Origin of the sequence: Vibrio gazogenes (assembly GCF_023920225.1) — a bacterium.
In the GTDB taxonomy this organism is placed as follows: Bacteria; Pseudomonadota; Gammaproteobacteria; order Enterobacterales; family Vibrionaceae; genus Vibrio; species Vibrio gazogenes.
The window spans coordinates 730,120-746,467 of the sequence record NZ_CP092587.1 but is presented as its reverse complement, the minus strand read 5'-3'; the positions used below and the strand labels follow the sequence as shown (position 1 = coordinate 746,467).

Here is a 16,348-nt window from a genome sequence, read left to right as displayed (position 1 = left end):
TCATCGGCTATCCAATTCAACATTCATCAATCCTGACTTCCGATGCCTTAAACATTAAAGCTTTCACCACAACCACATTCACTTTTGGCATTTGGGTTGTTGAATTCAAAGCCTTCGTTCAATCCTTGCTTCACATAGTCTAACTGAGTGCCGTCAAGATAAACGAGACTCTTGGCGTCAATAATAATTTTCACACCATGATTTTCAAAGACTTGGTCTTCTTCATTGAGATCATCAACAAACTCCAGCACATACGCCATGCCAGAACAACCTGTTGTTTTAACACCTAAACGCAAGCCGATCCCTTTTCCGCGATTGTCTAAAAAAGAACGAACGCGATCTGCTGCCGTTTCAGTTAAGGTGATGGACATACAACTCTAACCTCAAATCTAAGTGGATTTCAGAGGGAGCCCGTCAGACTCCCTCAATCGATGATCAATGCTCGTGTTTTTTCTTATAATCCGCAACAGCTGCTTTAATCGCATCTTCTGCAAGAATCGAACAATGAACTTTCACTGGTGGCAACTCAAGTTCTTCAGCAATTTCAGCATTTTTGATCGCTGCCGCTTCATCAATCGATTTGCCTTTCACCCACTCGGTAACTAATGAGCTGGAAGCAATCGCACTACCACACCCATATGTTTTAAATTTCGCATCTTCGATGATGCCTTCCGATGAAACTTTGATTTGCAGTTTCATCACGTCACCGCACGCAGGCGCACCTACCATACCACTACCAATACTTGGATCTTCGTTGTCAAAAGAACCAACATTGCGTGGATTCTCGTAGTGGTCGATTACTTTATCACTATATGCCATGATGATTACCTCATATCCTCTATCGCTGCGAAGAAATTAATGATGAGCCCACTCAACGGAACTCAAATCAACGCCTTCCTTGTACATATCCCATAGAGGAGACATGTCGCGTAATTTATCTACAGCTACACGGATTTGCTCGACCGCGTAGTCTACCTCTTCTTCCGTCGTAAAACGACCAAATGAAAAACGAATTGAGCTATGAGCCAGTTCATCGTCCATCCCTAGCGCACGTAATACATAAGACGGCTCCAAACTAGCAGAAGTACATGCACTACCAGACGAGACGGCAAGGTCTTTTAAAGACATCAGTAACGACTCACCTTCAACATAAGCAAAGCTAATGTTCAGGTTGTTCGGCAGACGCTGCTCAAGATCACCGTTGACTGTGACCGCTTCCATCCCTTCAAGGCCAGCTAACATCCGATCACGTAACTTTTTCGCATGATCATAGTCTTGTTGCATCTCTTCCTTGGCGATTCGGCAAGCCTCTCCCATACCAACGATCTGATGCGTAGGGAGCGTTCCTGAACGAAATCCGCGCTCATGTCCGCCACCATGCATCTGCGCTTCAAGACGAATACGAGGTTTGCGACGAACATAGAGTGCACCAATCCCTTTCGGACCGTATATCTTATGCCCGGATAAAGAAATCAGGTCAACTTTAACTTGTTGAACGTCAATCGGTAATTTTCCGGCCGACTGAGCAGCATCCACATGAAATACAATTTTGTGCTCACGGCACAACTCACCGATCGCTTCAATATCCTGAATCACACCGATTTCATTGTTAACATGCATAATGGAGACAAGAACAGTCTCATCACGCATCGCAGTTTTCAACTTATTGAGATCGATCAAGCCATTTGGCTCAGGCTCAAGATAGGTCACTTCAAAACCTTCACGTTCAAGCTGACGACAGGTATCCAGAACGGCTTTATGCTCGGTCTTACAGGTAATGACATGCTTGCCTTTCTTACCGTAAAAATGAGCAGCACCTTTAATCGCAAGGTTATCAGACTCTGTGGCACCCGAGGTGAAAACAATTTCTCTTGAATCGGCATTCAGCAATGCTGCGATCTGCTCACGAGCCGTATCAACAGCTTCTTCTGCCTGCCAGCCATAACGGTGAGAACGAGATGCCGGATTACCATAAATACCATCAACCGTCATGTACTGAACCATTTTCTCAGCAACACGATGATCAACCGGACATGTCGCTGAATAATCAAAATAAATAGGCAGTTTCATTTTCTACTCCAATGTAAAACTAGCAATTATGACCGAGCATTCGCTCTAAGAGGCACAGGTTCGGCTTGCACCGAAGGCGGCTTTTGCTGCGTGCGTCCCTGATTGATTGCAAGGTCTACATTCTGTCGATCTGAAATTTCTATTACTTCGTTATCATTCATCAGATCACCCAGGGTGATATTATTGAGAAAATCACTAATACGAGAACTTAAATCGCACCAAAGTGTATGTGTCAGACAACGCGTTCCGCCCTGACAATCGCCTTTCCCCGAACATTTGGTTGCATCGACGGATTCATCAACAGCACCGATAATATGTCCGATAGAAATCGCGTAGGCTTCGGTTCCTAAACGGTACCCGCCTCCCGGCCCTCGAACGCTTGCAACCAATCCGGCTTTACGCAGTTTTGCAAACAACTGCTCCAGATAGGACAAAGAAATACCCTGACGCTCGGAGATATCAGCCAGCGGCACTGGATTTTGTTGCGAATGCAGAGCCACATCAAGCATGGCTGTCACTGCATATCTTCCTTTTGATGTTAATCTCATAATCACTTGTATCCACACCGTTTATGTGGATAGGAGTGTGTCATACCCGACTAAATAGGTCAAGTATTTATTTGACCTATTTAGTCGGGTATTTAACCATTTCATAAAGAGGGTTATTTCGTACGCCGTTCAATCGACGTCAAAATGCCTCTTAATATATTGATTTCCTGAGATTCCGGGCGGGCACGACTAAATAAACGACGTAACTTATTCATCACCAGATTGGGTTGTTGTTCGGTAATGAACTGGGTCTGAAACAACACCTTCTCCAGATGCTGATAGAATCGTTCTAACTCATCATGACGCGGATACTCTGGTTGTGCTTCCTGAGGGAAAGCCTGTGCTTGCCGAGCCAGATAGGCGACACGAATCTCATAACACAGCGTTTGTACCGCCATCGCCAGATTCAAAGAGCTATACTCCGGATTTGCCGGAATCGCGACATGATAATGGCACTTCTGTAATTCTTCATTCGTCAGGCCCGTTCTCTCCCGACCAAACACTAATGCAACCGGAGCTTGCTCCCCTTCCTGAACAAAACGTTCTCCGCACGCTCTTGGGGTCAGCATGGGCCAAGACAGTGTTCTCGAACGAGCACTACTACCAACCACTAACTGACAATCTTCAACTGCGGCTTCGAGGGAATCAACGACGGTTGCATTTAACGCAATTTCACTGGCACCGGCAGCCATTGCAATGGCCTGTGCATCAATCTCACATTGAGGTGCAACCAAAACCATCTGGCTGAATCCCATCACTTTCATTGCTCGAGCCGCTGAACCGATATTACCTGAATGAGAAGTGCCGACGAGCACGATTTTCACTTGACTGAGCATGGGTGATTCTACTTTATTGATTATGGGATGATGACATCATTGAATAGCTGCCGATGTTATCATAAAGCAGAGAAAAATGGTCAGGTTCTAAGTGAAATAATCCCCTATAGAACAGAATTTAACCACTTCCTTTTCTGAATATCTCTGGTATACTTCAGCCCGCTTTTTTCGTTCTTTAACATCCGTTGGGAAACTCGTATGCATCCAATGCTTAATATCGCTATTCGTGCCGCACGAAAAGCTGGCAATCATATTGCTAAATCACTAGAAAACGCTGAAAAAATTCAGTCAACTCAAAAAGGTACGAATGATTTCGTGACTAATGTAGACCAAGAAGCTGAGTCTATGATTGTCGACGTAATCAAAACCTCTTATCCGGAACATGTCATCATCGCTGAAGAAAATGGCGTGATTGAAGGAAAAGATCAAGACGTACAATGGATCATCGACCCACTGGATGGCACAACCAACTTCCTCAGAGGAATACCTCACTTTTCTGTATCTATCGCCGTACGTATCAAAGGCAGAACAGAAGTCGCCTGTGTTTACGACCCAATGCTGAATGAACTGTTTACTGCACAACGTGGTTCAGGCGCACAGCTGAACAACTCCCGAGTTCGCGTCAATGCACTCAAAGATTTACAGGGTACTGTACTGGCAACCGGTTTTCCTTTTAAACAGAAACAACATGCTGAACCTTACCTGAAAATCGTCTCGGCTCTCTTCACTGAATGTGCAGACTTCCGCAGAACAGGCTCTGCCGCATTGGATTTATGCTACGTTGCCGCAAATCGTGTCGATGGTTTCTTTGAACTGGGATTGAAACCATGGGATATGGCAGCAGGCGAACTCATCGCTCGTGAAGCCGGAGCTATCGTGACTGATTTCGCAGGCGGAACAGATTACATGAAGTCAGGTAATATCGTGGTATCTAGCGCCAAAGGAACCAAAGCGATTCTGAAGCATATCCGTGAACAAGGTAATGATGCGATTCTGAAATAATCATTGCTGAATGCACTACAGATAAAAAAACCGCTGAATATCAGCGGTTTTTTTGTTTCGCTCAATACACGTTAAGGGCGTTCATCAAACTCTGCACCTTCTTTCTCAACTTGCGGTTGAAGTAAGTGCTCACGTTTAATCCCTAGTTTTAAGGCCAGCGCAGAAGCAACGTAGATTGAAGAGTATGTCCCGACGGTGATACCAAGTAACAGTGCCAGTGCAAACCCGTGGATCATCGCCCCACCTTCAACGAACAAAGCAATCACCACAAATAACGTTGTACCAGAGGTAATTAAAGTCCGGCTCAGCGTCTGTGTAATTGAATTATTCATCACTTCGTCAGATTCTCCTTTCCGCATTTTACGGAAATTCTCACGAATCCGGTCAAAGACAACGATTGTATCGTTCAATGAGTACCCCACCACCGTCAGCAATGCTGCAACGATCGTCAGATCGACTTCGATCTGTAAGAGCGAAAATACACCGAGAGTAATGGTCACGTCATGCGCCAACGATAAAACCGCCCCGGCAGATAAACGCCATTCAAAACGCATCGACACATACATCAGGATACAAAGAAGCGATACCAGGATTGCCATCCCGCCCGCTTCAGTCAGTTCATCACCCACATTAGGACCGACAAACTCGATACGACGCATTTCAACATGCTGCCCTGTCGCAGTATTAATTGCGCTAATAATCTGGTTGCCTAAAGCTTCACCGGCAACATGATCACGCGGACGGAGGCGAACCATCACATCTTTGGCAGAACCAAAGTTTTGCACCGTCGCATCACCAAAACCTTTCGCCTCAAGCGCACTCCTGACCTGTGCAAGATCTGCCGGTTGATCAAACGTCACTTCAATCAGCGTACCACCGGTAAAATCGAGCCCCCAGTTAAATCCCTTCATCGAGATTGTCACTATAGACGCCACAATCAGTAACGCGGAAAGGACGAAGGCAAACTTCGACCAACGCATAAAGTTGATCGCTTGCTTTGCTTTTAGAATTTGAAACATATCTATTCCCAGCTTTTAATCATGACGACGATTAGATCGACAATTTCTTAATCCGCTTGCCGCCATAAAGCAAGTTCACCACACAACGTGTTCCAATAATGGCAGTAAACATTGAAGTCAGAATACCAATGGACAACGTCACAGCAAATCCTTTGATTGCACCGGTTCCGACCGCAAACAAGATAATCGCAGTAATTAACGTTGTGATATTCGCATCAGCAATGGTGCTAAATGCGTTGGCATATCCTTGATGAATCGCCTGTTGCGGATTACGCCCTTCAACAAGTTCTTCACGGATCCGCTCAAAGATCAGCACGTTCGCATCCACTGCCATACCGACAGTCAATACAATCCCGGCAATGCCCGGCAATGTCATCGTTGCTCCGGGGATCATCGACATGACTCCGACAATCAAGACTAAGTTTGCCACCAGAGCCAAATTCGCAATCAAACCGAACTTACGATAATAAAGTGCAGTAAACAGCATGACAGCAAGAAGACCCCAGATACATGCCTGAATCCCCATATCGATATTCTGTTGTCCCATAGACGGACCGATTGTCCGCTCTTCAACAATAGAAATCGGCGCGATCAGAGCACCGGCACGAAGCAGTAATGCCAGATTGTGTGCTTCTGCGGAAGAATCGATTCCCGTAATCCGGAAACTACGCCCCAAAGCCGACTGAATGGTCGCTTGGTTAATCACTTCTTCATGTTTCGTCAGAATGATTTTGCCTTTCGGCGTCTTACGACCACTGTCTTTATACTCGGCAAAAACAGTTGCCATCAACTTACCGATATTCTTCTCGGAAAATGCAGCCATTTTGCTGCCACCTTCACTATCGAGAGAAATATTCACCTGAGGTCGACCATATTCATCAGTGCTAGAGCTTGCATCGGTAATACTGGCACCACTCAAAATCACCCGTTTTTTCAGTACAACCGGATGACCTTGACGGTCAAGTTTGACTTCTGTTCCCGGTGGGACACGTCCGGCAGCAGCTGCAGCCAAATCGACACTGGTATCAACTTCACGGAATTCCAATGTTGCCGTCGCACCCAAAATTTCTTTTGCGCGGGCAGTGTCTTGGACACCGGGCAGTTCAACCACAATACGGTTTGCTCCCTGACGCTGCACCAATGGCTCGGCAACACCAAGTTCATTCACTCGGTTTCTTAAAATTGTAATGTTCTGCTCAACAGCGTAATTACGAATTTCTTGCAGACGTGCTTCGGTATACACCGCTTTCAGAACATAACGACCTTTGTCTTCTGTCGCTGAGATGGTCATGTCCCGGTGTTTTGGTTGAAGAATGTTTACAGCCTCATTGGCCTGCTCTTCGTTACGTAACACGACTTCCAAACGCTTGTTGTCAACCGTATGAACCGCGCGATAACGAATCTTTGCTTCCCGAAGTTCGGTTCGGAAGGCATCTTCTTCCTGAGTCAGCAATTTGTCCATCGCGGCATCCATATCCACTTCCATCAGGAAATGTACGCCACCGCGTAAATCCAGCCCCAGCTTCATCGGTGTCGCACCGATAGACTCCAGCCAATGGGGTGTCAATGGTGCAAGGTTCAATGCCACGATCATATTACGGTCAAGCGCTTCCCGAATCGTATCCCGAGCACTCAGTTGGGTATCGGTACTATTGAACCGGACAAGAACAGAGCCGTTTTCTAAAGCAGCTGATTTGTAAGAAAGGTGCGCTTTGTCAAGCGATTGGGTGATAGTATCCAGCGTTGCCATATCAACGGAGGCGCCACGCGCCCCAGTTATTTGAACAGCTGGATCTTCACCGTAAATATTCGGAAGTGCATACAATGCAGAGATGGCAATAATCAATGCCACCATCAGATACTTCCATAATGGGTAACGGTTCAGCACAGCGAGGATCCTCTAGCTGTTATAGAGATTTAAGCGTACCTTTTGGCAACACTGCAGTAACGAAATCCTTTTTAATTACAACAGGATTATTCGGGTTCAATTCGATCGTGATGAAATCATTATCATCAGCAATTTTAGTAATTTTGCCAATCAAACCACCACTGGTTAATACTTCATCACCCTTTGCCATCGAAGACATCAGATTTTTATGTTCTTTGGCACGTTTGGCTTGTGGTCGATAGATCATGAAATAGAAGATGACAGCAAACACAGCCAGCATGATCAGCATTTCAAAACCACCACCTTGTGGTGCGCCTTCGCCCGCAGCGTGGGCAACAGAAATTAAACTCATTGAGAAACGTCCTCTCGGGTTATTGTTGTTAAATCATATTAGTCTTATTGTTGGGGTGCGCCATTGGGATTTCAACCACTTGGTGATTATCTCTCGCTGGCGCAATCCATTCAGGCTTTTGCAAGTGGCGGAACAGCACGCTCTCTACGAGCATAAAATTCCTCGACAAACGCATCAAACCGATCCGCTTCAATTGCCTGACGAATACTTTCCATTAATCTCTGATAATAGCGAAGATTATGGATAGTGTTCAAACGAGCTCCCAAAATCTCATTACAACGATCCAAATGATGCAAATAAGACTTAGAATAATGTTTACATGTATAGCAATCACAATGTGGATCTAACGGTGTTGTATCCGTTTTGTGCTTCGCATTACGAATTTTTATCACACCACCAGTCACAAACAAATGACCATTTCTGGCATTACGAGTCGGCATCACACAATCAAACATATCGATCCCACGCCGAACCCCTTCGACCAAGTCTTCCGGTTTTCCGACGCCCATCAAATAGCGAGGTTTATCTTCAGGTAATTGTGGACACGTATGTTCCAGAATGCGGTGCATATCTTCTTTCGGTTCACCGACAGCCAAACCACCGACGGCATATCCGTCAAAATCGAGTTCTGTCAGGCCGGCAACAGAAACATCGCGTAAATCTTCGTACACGCCGCCCTGCACAATACCAAACAGTGAATTCGGGTTTTCCAAATGATCAAAATGGTTTCGCGAACGCTTCGCCCAGCGCAATGACATTTCCATCGACCGTTTTGCTTCATCGTGTGTGGCCGGATACGGTGTACACTCATCGAAGATCATCACGATGTCAGAACCGAGATCGTTCTGAATTTCCATCGACTTTTCCGCATCCATAAAGATTTTTTCACCGTTCACCGGATTACGGAAATGCACCCCTTCTTCGGTGATTTTACGAATATCACCCAGACTAAAGACCTGAAAACCACCGGAGTCAGTCAGAATCGGGCCTTGCCAATTCATGAAATCATGCAAATCACCGTGCATTTTCATCACTTCCTGCCCCGGGCGCAGCCAAAGGTGGAATGTGTTGCCTAATAAAATTTCAGCACCTGTATCTTTGACCTCTTCAGGGGTCATGCCTTTAACGGTGCCGTAAGTACCGACCGGCATAAATGCAGGGGTCTGTACGGTTCCTCGTTCAAAAGTAATCTGCCCGCGCCGGGCATTTCCTTGTTTCTTTTTCAGTTCAAATTTTAACTTCACAATGCCTCCAAAGTGCCAGAGAAACAATCTGACGGTCTACGAGAAATTCTCTCTTGGATGTTCGTGCTTCACAAACATCATTGACTAGCGCTTGTATGCGCTCTGTTCATGTTCTTTCATGCTGACGCTTTTCAATAAACATCGCATCACCATAACTGAAGAAGCGATATTTCTGTTCAACAGCATGACGATACGCTGCCATCACATTTTCATAACCGGCAAAAGCACTCACCAGCATGATCAACGTTGATTCCGGCAGGTGAAAATTGGTAATCAGACAATCAATCACCTGATATTCATATCCCGGATAAATGAAAATCTCGGTATCCCCAAAGAAAGGCGCCAACGCTGTGCCGTTTTTTAACGCTTGCTGTGCAGCACTTTCTAACGAACGAACCGACGTGGTTCCAACCGCAATGATCCGACCGCCACGTTGACGAGTCGCGTTAATTGCATCCACAACGGCGGGAGGCACTTCAACATATTCAGCGTGCATGTGGTGATCATTGATGTTTTCAACCCGGACAGGCTGAAAGGTACCGGCACCGACATGGAGCGTAACATAAGCCATTTCGACACCTTTTGCCGCAATTTGTTCAAGCAAATCAGTATCAAAATGTAACCCTGCCGTTGGTGCGGCAACTGCACCCGGTTTTTCGTTATAGACGGTTTGATAACGCTCTTTATCTGCGTCTTCATCAGGCCGGTCAATATAAGGTGGTAAAGGCATGTGCCCGATAGCATTCAAAACATCCAGCACTGTCACTTCAGTCTCCAGACGAATCTCGAACAAGGCATCATGACGCGCAACCATTGTAGCCGGATAGTCGTCATTCTCTCCCAGCAATAATGCACTGCCGGCACGTGGTGCTTTTGAAGATCGGACGTGAGCCAGTATGCTGTGTTCATCCAGCATTCGCTCAACCAAGACTTCAATCTTACCACCCGAAGCCTTTCGACCAAACATACGTGCCGGGATGACCCGTGTGTTATTGAACACCAGTAAATCTCCCGGCCGCACCAGATTCAAAACATCGGTGAAGGTTCCATCCACAACGGCTCCCGTCTCGCCGTTGAGCTGCAACAGACGACTCGATGTCCGTTCAGCTTTTGGGTATCGGGCTATCAGCTCATCAGGTAAGTCAAAATGAAAATCGGAAACTTGCATAACTCTTTTCTGTCTAGTCATTCGCAGCGCGGTAGTATATACGGAAATCAGTAAGGACGTCAGCGTATTCCAGTGATTCGGGCGAAATCCGGAATAATTTTTTAACAAAAACCAGAAATCGGTTTCGATCTCTCATCTCTGCCTCATAGAAATTACTATAGTCAGGGTATTCACCTTCTTGTATTCACTACAACAGATGATTGCCGCTTCAGTAAGGAGTTCACTATGATCAAGATTGAAGACATGATGACTCGCCATCCACATACCCTGACCCCGACACATACCATAGAAGATGCCCGGGCATTTATGGAAAAGTATGAAATTCACCATATTCCGGTAGTCGATCAACACCAAAAGATTCTGGGTATCATTTCACAGAGAGACATCTTACAAGCTCAACATTCCTGCCTGAATCGTGATGTTTCTCCTGCAACAATCTTACTCTCTCACCCGTTGTCTGAAATCATGCATAGACATATGATCACGGTTTCTCCCAATGCAGGGCTGAAAGAAAGTGCCTTGTTTATGCAAAAACACAAGGTCGGTTGTCTCCCCGTGATCGAAGATAATCGTTTGGTTGGGATCATCACCGACAACGACTTTGTTGCGATTGCGATTAACCTACTCGAACTACAAGAAGAAGCCGAACCCGATGAGATCGAAGGCGAGGACATAGATTCCCTTTAGCATAGGAACAGCCGCCAAATTGGATGGGGTATCACAAAAAAGATGAGGTATCACAAAAAGAGAGCAGCCTAAGCTGCTCTCTTTGCAACCAGACGAGATGTGCAAAGTAAAATGGCAAGGTTCGTGGTAAAACCTTCGCTAGATTCAGAACTGATCTTCCTCAGTTGACCCCGTCAGTGCTGTTACTGAGGACTGACCGCCCTGAATCGTATTGGTCACCCGATCAAAATAACCGGTTCCGACTTCCTGTTGGTGCGCAACGAAAGTATATCCTCGCTCTGAGGCTTCAAACTCAGGCCGCTGAACTTTTTCAACGTAGTGGCGCATCCCTTCTCCCTGTGCATAAGCATGGGCCAAATCGAACATGTTGTACCACATGTTATGAATCCCCGCTAAGGTGATGAATTGATAGCGATATCCCATATCAGCGAGAGACTGTTGGAAATGACGAATCGTTTCCGCATCGAGATTTTTCTCCCAGTTAAAGGAAGGAGAACAGTTGTATGCCAGTAACTGATCCGGATACTGCTCATGAATCGCCTGCGCAAAACGCCGCGCTTCTTCTAAATCAGGTTTGGCAGTTTCACACCAGACCAAATCAGCGTAAGGCGCATAGGCCAAACCACGAGAAATAGCCTGTTCAATCCCCGCTTTCACCCGATAAAACCCTTCGTTTGTCCGCTCTCCGACAATGAAATCCTGATCGTAAGGATCGCAATCGGAGGTCAACAAATCGGCTGCATTCGCATCGGTTCGCGCAATGACGAGTGTCGTCGTGCCAGCGACGTCAGCAGCGAGGCGGGCTGCAATTAACTTTTGGACGGCTTCTTGAGTCGGCACCAACACTTTACCGCCCATGTGACCACATTTTTTCACCGATGCCAGTTGATCTTCAAAATGAACCCCAGCCGCTCCGGCCTCAATCATATGTTTCATCAATTCGTAAGCGTTAAGAACACCGCCAAAACCCGCCTCTGCATCGGCAACAATCGGCAGAAAATAGTCGATCCCGCCCTCATCTTCAGGCGCCATATGATTTGACCACTGGATTTGGTCGGCACGCCGGAATGCACTGTTAATTCTTTTGACGACCGCCGGTACAGAGTCCACCGGGTAGAGAGATTGATCCGGATACATTGCTGAAGCGGTATTATTATCCGCAGCCACTTGCCACCCCGACAGGTAAATCGCCTCAATACCGGCTTTGGCTTGTTGAACCGCCTGTCCGCCGGTCAACGCTCCCAGACAGTTGACGTAGCCTTTTTTCGCCTGACCATTGACTAACGACCAAAGTTTATCAGCACCACGCTGTGACAGGGTATACTCCGGCATAACCGATCCCCGTAATGCGACGACTTCCTCGGCTGAATAAGTCCGTTTTACATGTTGCCAGCGTGGATTGGTTGCCCAGTCTTTTTCTAGCGCTTCAATTTGTTGACGACGAGTCAAAGTCATAGTCTTATCCCTCATGTTGTCCCGAATGATATCGGTGATCCTTGTTTCTTTTCTCTATCAATTGATGTTGATCAACCCCATGTTGAACAATTGACATCGAAAAGCTTGTTTCACGTTTTATTCATTTATTTTTATTGTCTTACGCCAGATAGTCGTATCCCGGCACCGTTAAAAATGCCGTTAACTCATCACTGGTCGTCAGACGTTTCATCAGTTGAGCCGCTTCACTAAATCGCCCCTGCTCAAACCGTTCTGCTCCGATTTCTTCGCGCACAATTTCAAGCTCCTCAGCAAGATAACGCTCGAACAAAGCTTTCGTCACAACCTCCCCGTTATCCAATGTTTTATGATGCTGAATCCATTGCCAGATAGACGTTCTGGAAATCTCTGCCGTTGCCGCATCTTCCATCAGGCCATAAATCGGTACACAACCATTCCCGGAAATCCAAGCCTCGATGTATTGCAATGCGACCCGAATGTTATGTCGCATTCCCTGTTCGGTTCGCTCCCCTGCACAAGGCTGGAGTAATTCTTCCGCGGTAATCGGAGCGTCATCCTCGCGCATGACGTTTAATTGGTTGGGATGACTACCAAGCACCTCGTTAAAAACAGCCATGGCGGTATCGGCAAGACCAGGATGAGCCACCCAAGTCCCATCATGGCCATTGGTGCCTTCCAGCAACTTGTCCTGACGAATTTTTTCCTGAACCTGAAGGTTTTGAGCGGCATCCTTGGCAGGAATGAAGGCAGCCATGCCACCCATCGCGAATGCACCACGTCGGTGGCACGTCCGAACCAACAGACGGGAATAGGCACTGAGGAAAGGCTTATCCATCGTCACGACCTGACGATCAGGCAATACGCGATCCGGATAGTTTTTCAACGTTTTGATGTAGCTGAAAATATAGTCCCAGCGGCCACAATTCAGGCCGACAATATGCTCTTTCATGGCAAACAGGATTTCATCCATTTCAAACACTGCCGGCAGCGTTTCAATCAACACGGTGGCTTTGATCGTGCCGGTATTCAGGCCGAAATACGCTTCGGTGAAATGAAAGACATCACTCCACCATTTTGCTTCCTGATAGCTTTGCAGTTTAGGAATATAGAAATAAGGGCCACTCCCTTTTTTCAGTAACGCCTGATAATTGTTGAAAAAATAGAGTGCAAAATCGAATAATGAACCGGGAATCGGCTGTTGTTCAAAAGTGACATGTTTTTCACGCAGATGCAGACCACGCACTCGGCATATCAACACAGCAGGGTCATCACATAACTGATAAGACTTGCCGGTTTCCGGTTGTACATAACGGATAGTGCCATTGACGGCATCCTGAAGGTTAATTTGTCCTTCCAGCATCTTGGACCAGACCGGAGACATTGAGTCTTCAAAATCAGCCATAAACACTTTTACATTCGCATTCAGTGCATTAATCACCATCTTCCGGTCGGTCGGCCCGGTAATTTCAACCCGTCGATCCTGCAAATCTTGGGGAATACCTAAAATTTTCCACTGCCCGTCGCGAATAGACTGAGTTTCCGGTAAGAAGTGAGGTAATGTCCCCTGATCAATGCTTTCCTGACGGTCGATACGACGCTGCAATAAGGTTTTGACGTGAGGTGCAAAACGAGCACAAAGTTCAGCCAAAAAGAGCTGTGCCGCCGATGGGATAATGTAAGACTGCGCTTCAGGCACGCTGCCGTGAATATTAAGTCGTTCAAGTACTTTTTGTTGCTCACAAGAGAGCGTGTTTTCATCAGCGAGTGGTTCCATCATTACTTCCCTTTTCTTTCGTTATCATCCAATCACACATCAATTTTCATTTGTAAATTTAAAACAACATTTAAATACCATTCAAATGCGATATTTTAACGTTGGTATCATCTACCATGTTCCAGAACGATCCATTTTTCAACCTCTCTCAAACTAGACATAAGTCTTACATAAGCTAGGTAAACTCTAGGAAATAAATAGATAGATGAAAAGACGGTTGAACTGCAAAAAACAAAATTCGAAGTTTCATACTGCGGGAGAGTTAGAGGTTAATGGTAATTTTATTTCGTAATTAAATTACCAAAATAATGACATATAAAATCCAATAGCAAAAAGCTATATTTTCAATAGTGCTTGGTGAGTCATTGATTTGATTTAAATTTATTCAACATGTCAGCCACAACCCTCTTGTAGATTTGTGTAAAATTGACATTGTGAATATTTTTGATTTTATGAAAGCTTCAATCGATAGGTGCTGTAAAATTTGACAAAAAATTGCAATCAATCAAGATAAAAAACTGTGAAAATATTTTTCTACAGTATAAATATCTGGTTAAGACCAATTGCTAAAGGAGTTCTGAAACGACTTCAGATAATTGATGAAAAACCTGAGTGCGAGAAGAGCTCGGCCGCCAAACTAAACCAATCAAACGAAATGCACTTTGACCGGGTGGCTCAACAACCACCAAATTCTGGTTCTCCAGCAAACCGTGCTGAATAGCCATCTGCGGAATAAACGTCGTGCCCAACCCATTCGCCACCATTTGCACGAGCGTGTGCAAACTGGTTGCCATGAAAGGATTAATTTTTTCTTTTTCCGTTAACTGACAGGCTGACACCGCGTGCTCTGTCAAACAGTGTTCGTTCTCTAACAGAAATACAGATTCATCCGGCAAGTCATCATAACGAATCGGCACCGAAATACGATCCGCCTGACTTTTACTGATAATCATTCGGAAGGGATCTTTACCGACAATTCGGCTTTCCATATTGCCGATATCAACAGGTAAAGCTAAGACCAGCACATCCAGTTCGCCATGGCGCAGACCTTGCAGCAAATTGGTTGTGGTATCTTCTCGTAATAATAAATGAAGTTTAGGAAAGCGAATATTGACTTCTTGAACCAGATCCCCCAAGAGAAACGGAGCAATCGTCGGGATACAGCCGACTCTGAGCTGGCCTTCCATTAAATCGCCCTGACAGAGTTTCCCCATTTCAATCAGATCTTGCCCTTTGGCGAGTAATTCTCTGCCCTGATGAACCACCTGCTCGCCGGCATGAGTAAAGACGAGTGGGCTCTTCTTATCCTTTTTCTCATATAAAGGACACCCGATCAGCTCTTCCAGCGTCTGAATACCTTTACTCAGCGTAGACTGACTGACAAAACAGCGTTCAGCCGCTTCGCTGAAATGGCGTGTTTCATACAGGGTTACCAAGTAATGAATTTGCTTTAAACTCGGCCATTTATTCATAAAATCATTAATATATGAGTTAAGTCTGTATAAACGTTAGGATATCCTAGTTCATCGCTTTTTTCGATAGACTTAATCTATTTATTTCTCTTTTTCCTATACAAGGATTTGACTATAGTTGATTGGAAACAAACATGGACCGGGCCGTTTTTTGACAGTCTGGAATTATTCATATTATTAGGAGCAAAAAAAATGGTACTAGTTGGTCGTAAAGCCCCTGATTTTACTGCTGCTGCTGTTTTAGGTAATGGTGAAATTGTTGATGCATTCAACTTTGCAGAGTTTACTAAGGGTAAAAAAGCTGTTGTTTTCTTCTATCCACTAGACTTTACATTCGTTTGCCCATCAGAGTTAATTGCATTTGACAAGCGCTTTGAAGAATTCAAAGCGAAAGGCGTTGAAGTGATCGGTGTATCAATCGACTCTCAATTCTCACACAACGCATGGCGTAATACCCCAGTTGATAAAGGCGGTATCGGTGAAGTGAAATATCCACTGGTCGCTGATGTCAAACATGAAATCGTAAAAGCATACGATGTTGAGCATCCAGATGCAGGTGTTGCTTTCCGTGGTTCTTTCCTGATCGACGAAGAAGGTCTTGTTCGTCACCAAGTCGTGAATGATCTGCCACTCGGTCGTAACATCGACGAAATGCTGCGTATGGTTGATGCATTGAACTTCCACCAAAAACACGGTGAAGTTTGTCCGGCACAGTGGGAAGAAGGCAAAGCAGGTATGAAAGAATCACCAGACGGTGTTGCCGCTTACCTATCTGAGCACACAGCAGATTTAGATAAAAAATAATACAGACTTGCCAGTTCTCAACACTGGTC

The 16,348-nt window shown here is 45.5% G+C and carries 15 protein-coding genes and 1 pseudogene; 3 read left to right on the top strand and 13 right to left on the bottom strand.

The features are described from left to right. Positions 1 to 47: 47 nt before the first annotated feature. The 5 genes from iscA to trmJ form a co-directional block, all read right to left on the bottom strand. Positions 48 to 371, bottom strand: coding sequence for an iron-sulfur cluster assembly protein IscA (gene iscA, locus MKS89_RS03435; RefSeq protein ID WP_072962679.1), 324 nt, complete (start codon positions 369 to 371; stop codon positions 48 to 50). A 64-nt stretch (positions 372 to 435) separates the two neighbouring features. Further along, complete coding sequence (gene iscU / locus MKS89_RS03430; RefSeq protein ID WP_021020765.1) at positions 436 to 819, bottom strand: Fe-S cluster assembly scaffold IscU; 384 nt, start codon at positions 817 to 819, stop codon at positions 436 to 438. Positions 820 to 855: 36 nt separating this feature from the next. Further along, a complete protein-coding gene (locus MKS89_RS03425) occupies positions 856 to 2,070 on the bottom strand; it encodes an IscS subfamily cysteine desulfurase (protein WP_021020764.1) in 1,215 nt (404 codons plus the stop codon). A gap of 26 nt (positions 2,071 to 2,096) precedes the next feature. Then, on the bottom strand, positions 2,097 to 2,618 hold the full coding sequence (gene iscR, locus MKS89_RS03420; protein WP_072962682.1) for a Fe-S cluster assembly transcriptional regulator IscR: 522 nt from the start codon (positions 2,616 to 2,618) through the stop codon (positions 2,097 to 2,099). A 113-nt stretch (positions 2,619 to 2,731) separates the two neighbouring features. After that, complete coding sequence (gene trmJ / locus MKS89_RS03415) at positions 2,732 to 3,454, bottom strand: tRNA (cytosine(32)/uridine(32)-2'-O)-methyltransferase TrmJ (RefSeq protein WP_072962684.1); 723 nt, start codon at positions 3,452 to 3,454, stop codon at positions 2,732 to 2,734. A 198-nt stretch (positions 3,455 to 3,652) separates the two neighbouring features. Between trmJ and suhB the strand changes: the two genes are divergently transcribed. Continuing rightward, the gene (gene suhB / locus MKS89_RS03410; protein ID WP_072962687.1) at positions 3,653 to 4,456 is read left to right on the top strand and encodes an inositol-1-monophosphatase; all 804 of its coding nucleotides are present in this window, start codon (positions 3,653 to 3,655) and stop codon (positions 4,454 to 4,456) included. Between the two features lie 71 nt (positions 4,457 to 4,527). Here suhB and secF read toward each other — a convergent pair whose 3' ends face one another. The 5 genes from secF to queA form a co-directional block, all read right to left on the bottom strand. Further along, positions 4,528 to 5,475, bottom strand: coding sequence for a protein translocase subunit SecF (secF, locus tag MKS89_RS03405; protein WP_072962689.1), 948 nt, complete (start codon positions 5,473 to 5,475; stop codon positions 4,528 to 4,530). Positions 5,476 to 5,506: 31 nt separating this feature from the next. After that, positions 5,507 to 7,363: a protein translocase subunit SecD gene (secD, locus tag MKS89_RS03400; protein ID WP_072962691.1), complete on the bottom strand. Its 1,857-nt coding sequence runs from the start codon at positions 7,361 to 7,363 to the stop codon at positions 5,507 to 5,509. 19 nt (positions 7,364 to 7,382) lie between these two features. Beyond that, positions 7,383 to 7,715 (bottom strand): preprotein translocase subunit YajC, encoded by a 333-nt coding sequence (gene yajC / locus MKS89_RS03395; protein ID WP_072962694.1) that lies wholly within the window; start codon positions 7,713 to 7,715, stop codon positions 7,383 to 7,385. Between the two features lie 110 nt (positions 7,716 to 7,825). Then, the gene (gene tgt / locus MKS89_RS03390) at positions 7,826 to 8,959 is read right to left on the bottom strand and encodes a tRNA guanosine(34) transglycosylase Tgt (RefSeq protein ID WP_072962696.1); all 1,134 of its coding nucleotides are present in this window, start codon (positions 8,957 to 8,959) and stop codon (positions 7,826 to 7,828) included. A 106-nt stretch (positions 8,960 to 9,065) separates the two neighbouring features. Continuing rightward, complete coding sequence (gene queA / locus MKS89_RS03385; RefSeq protein WP_072962699.1) at positions 9,066 to 10,127, bottom strand: tRNA preQ1(34) S-adenosylmethionine ribosyltransferase-isomerase QueA; 1,062 nt, start codon at positions 10,125 to 10,127, stop codon at positions 9,066 to 9,068. A gap of 225 nt (positions 10,128 to 10,352) precedes the next feature. Here queA and MKS89_RS03380 point away from each other — a divergent pair, with 225 nt between their 5' ends. Continuing rightward, entirely contained in the window at positions 10,353 to 10,814 is a 462-nt protein-coding gene (locus tag MKS89_RS03380) for a CBS domain-containing protein (protein WP_072962701.1), read from the top strand. 144 nt (positions 10,815 to 10,958) lie between these two features. Here MKS89_RS03380 and aceA read toward each other — a convergent pair whose 3' ends face one another. From aceA to MKS89_RS03365, 3 genes and pseudogenes are all read right to left on the bottom strand, one after another. Beyond that, positions 10,959 to 12,269, bottom strand: coding sequence for an isocitrate lyase (aceA, locus tag MKS89_RS03375; RefSeq protein ID WP_072962704.1), 1,311 nt, complete (start codon positions 12,267 to 12,269; stop codon positions 10,959 to 10,961). A gap of 139 nt (positions 12,270 to 12,408) precedes the next feature. Beyond that, a pseudogene (gene aceB / locus MKS89_RS03370) lies at positions 12,409 to 13,938 on the bottom strand (malate synthase A); the annotation flags it as partial. 671 nt (positions 13,939 to 14,609) lie between these two features. Continuing rightward, the gene (locus tag MKS89_RS03365; protein ID WP_072962709.1) at positions 14,610 to 15,515 is read right to left on the bottom strand and encodes a hydrogen peroxide-inducible genes activator; all 906 of its coding nucleotides are present in this window, start codon (positions 15,513 to 15,515) and stop codon (positions 14,610 to 14,612) included. 192 nt (positions 15,516 to 15,707) lie between these two features. Between MKS89_RS03365 and MKS89_RS03360 the strand changes: the two genes are divergently transcribed. Then, the gene (locus MKS89_RS03360; protein ID WP_072962711.1) at positions 15,708 to 16,319 is read left to right on the top strand and encodes a peroxiredoxin C; all 612 of its coding nucleotides are present in this window, start codon (positions 15,708 to 15,710) and stop codon (positions 16,317 to 16,319) included. Positions 16,320 to 16,348 lie beyond the last annotated feature (29 nt).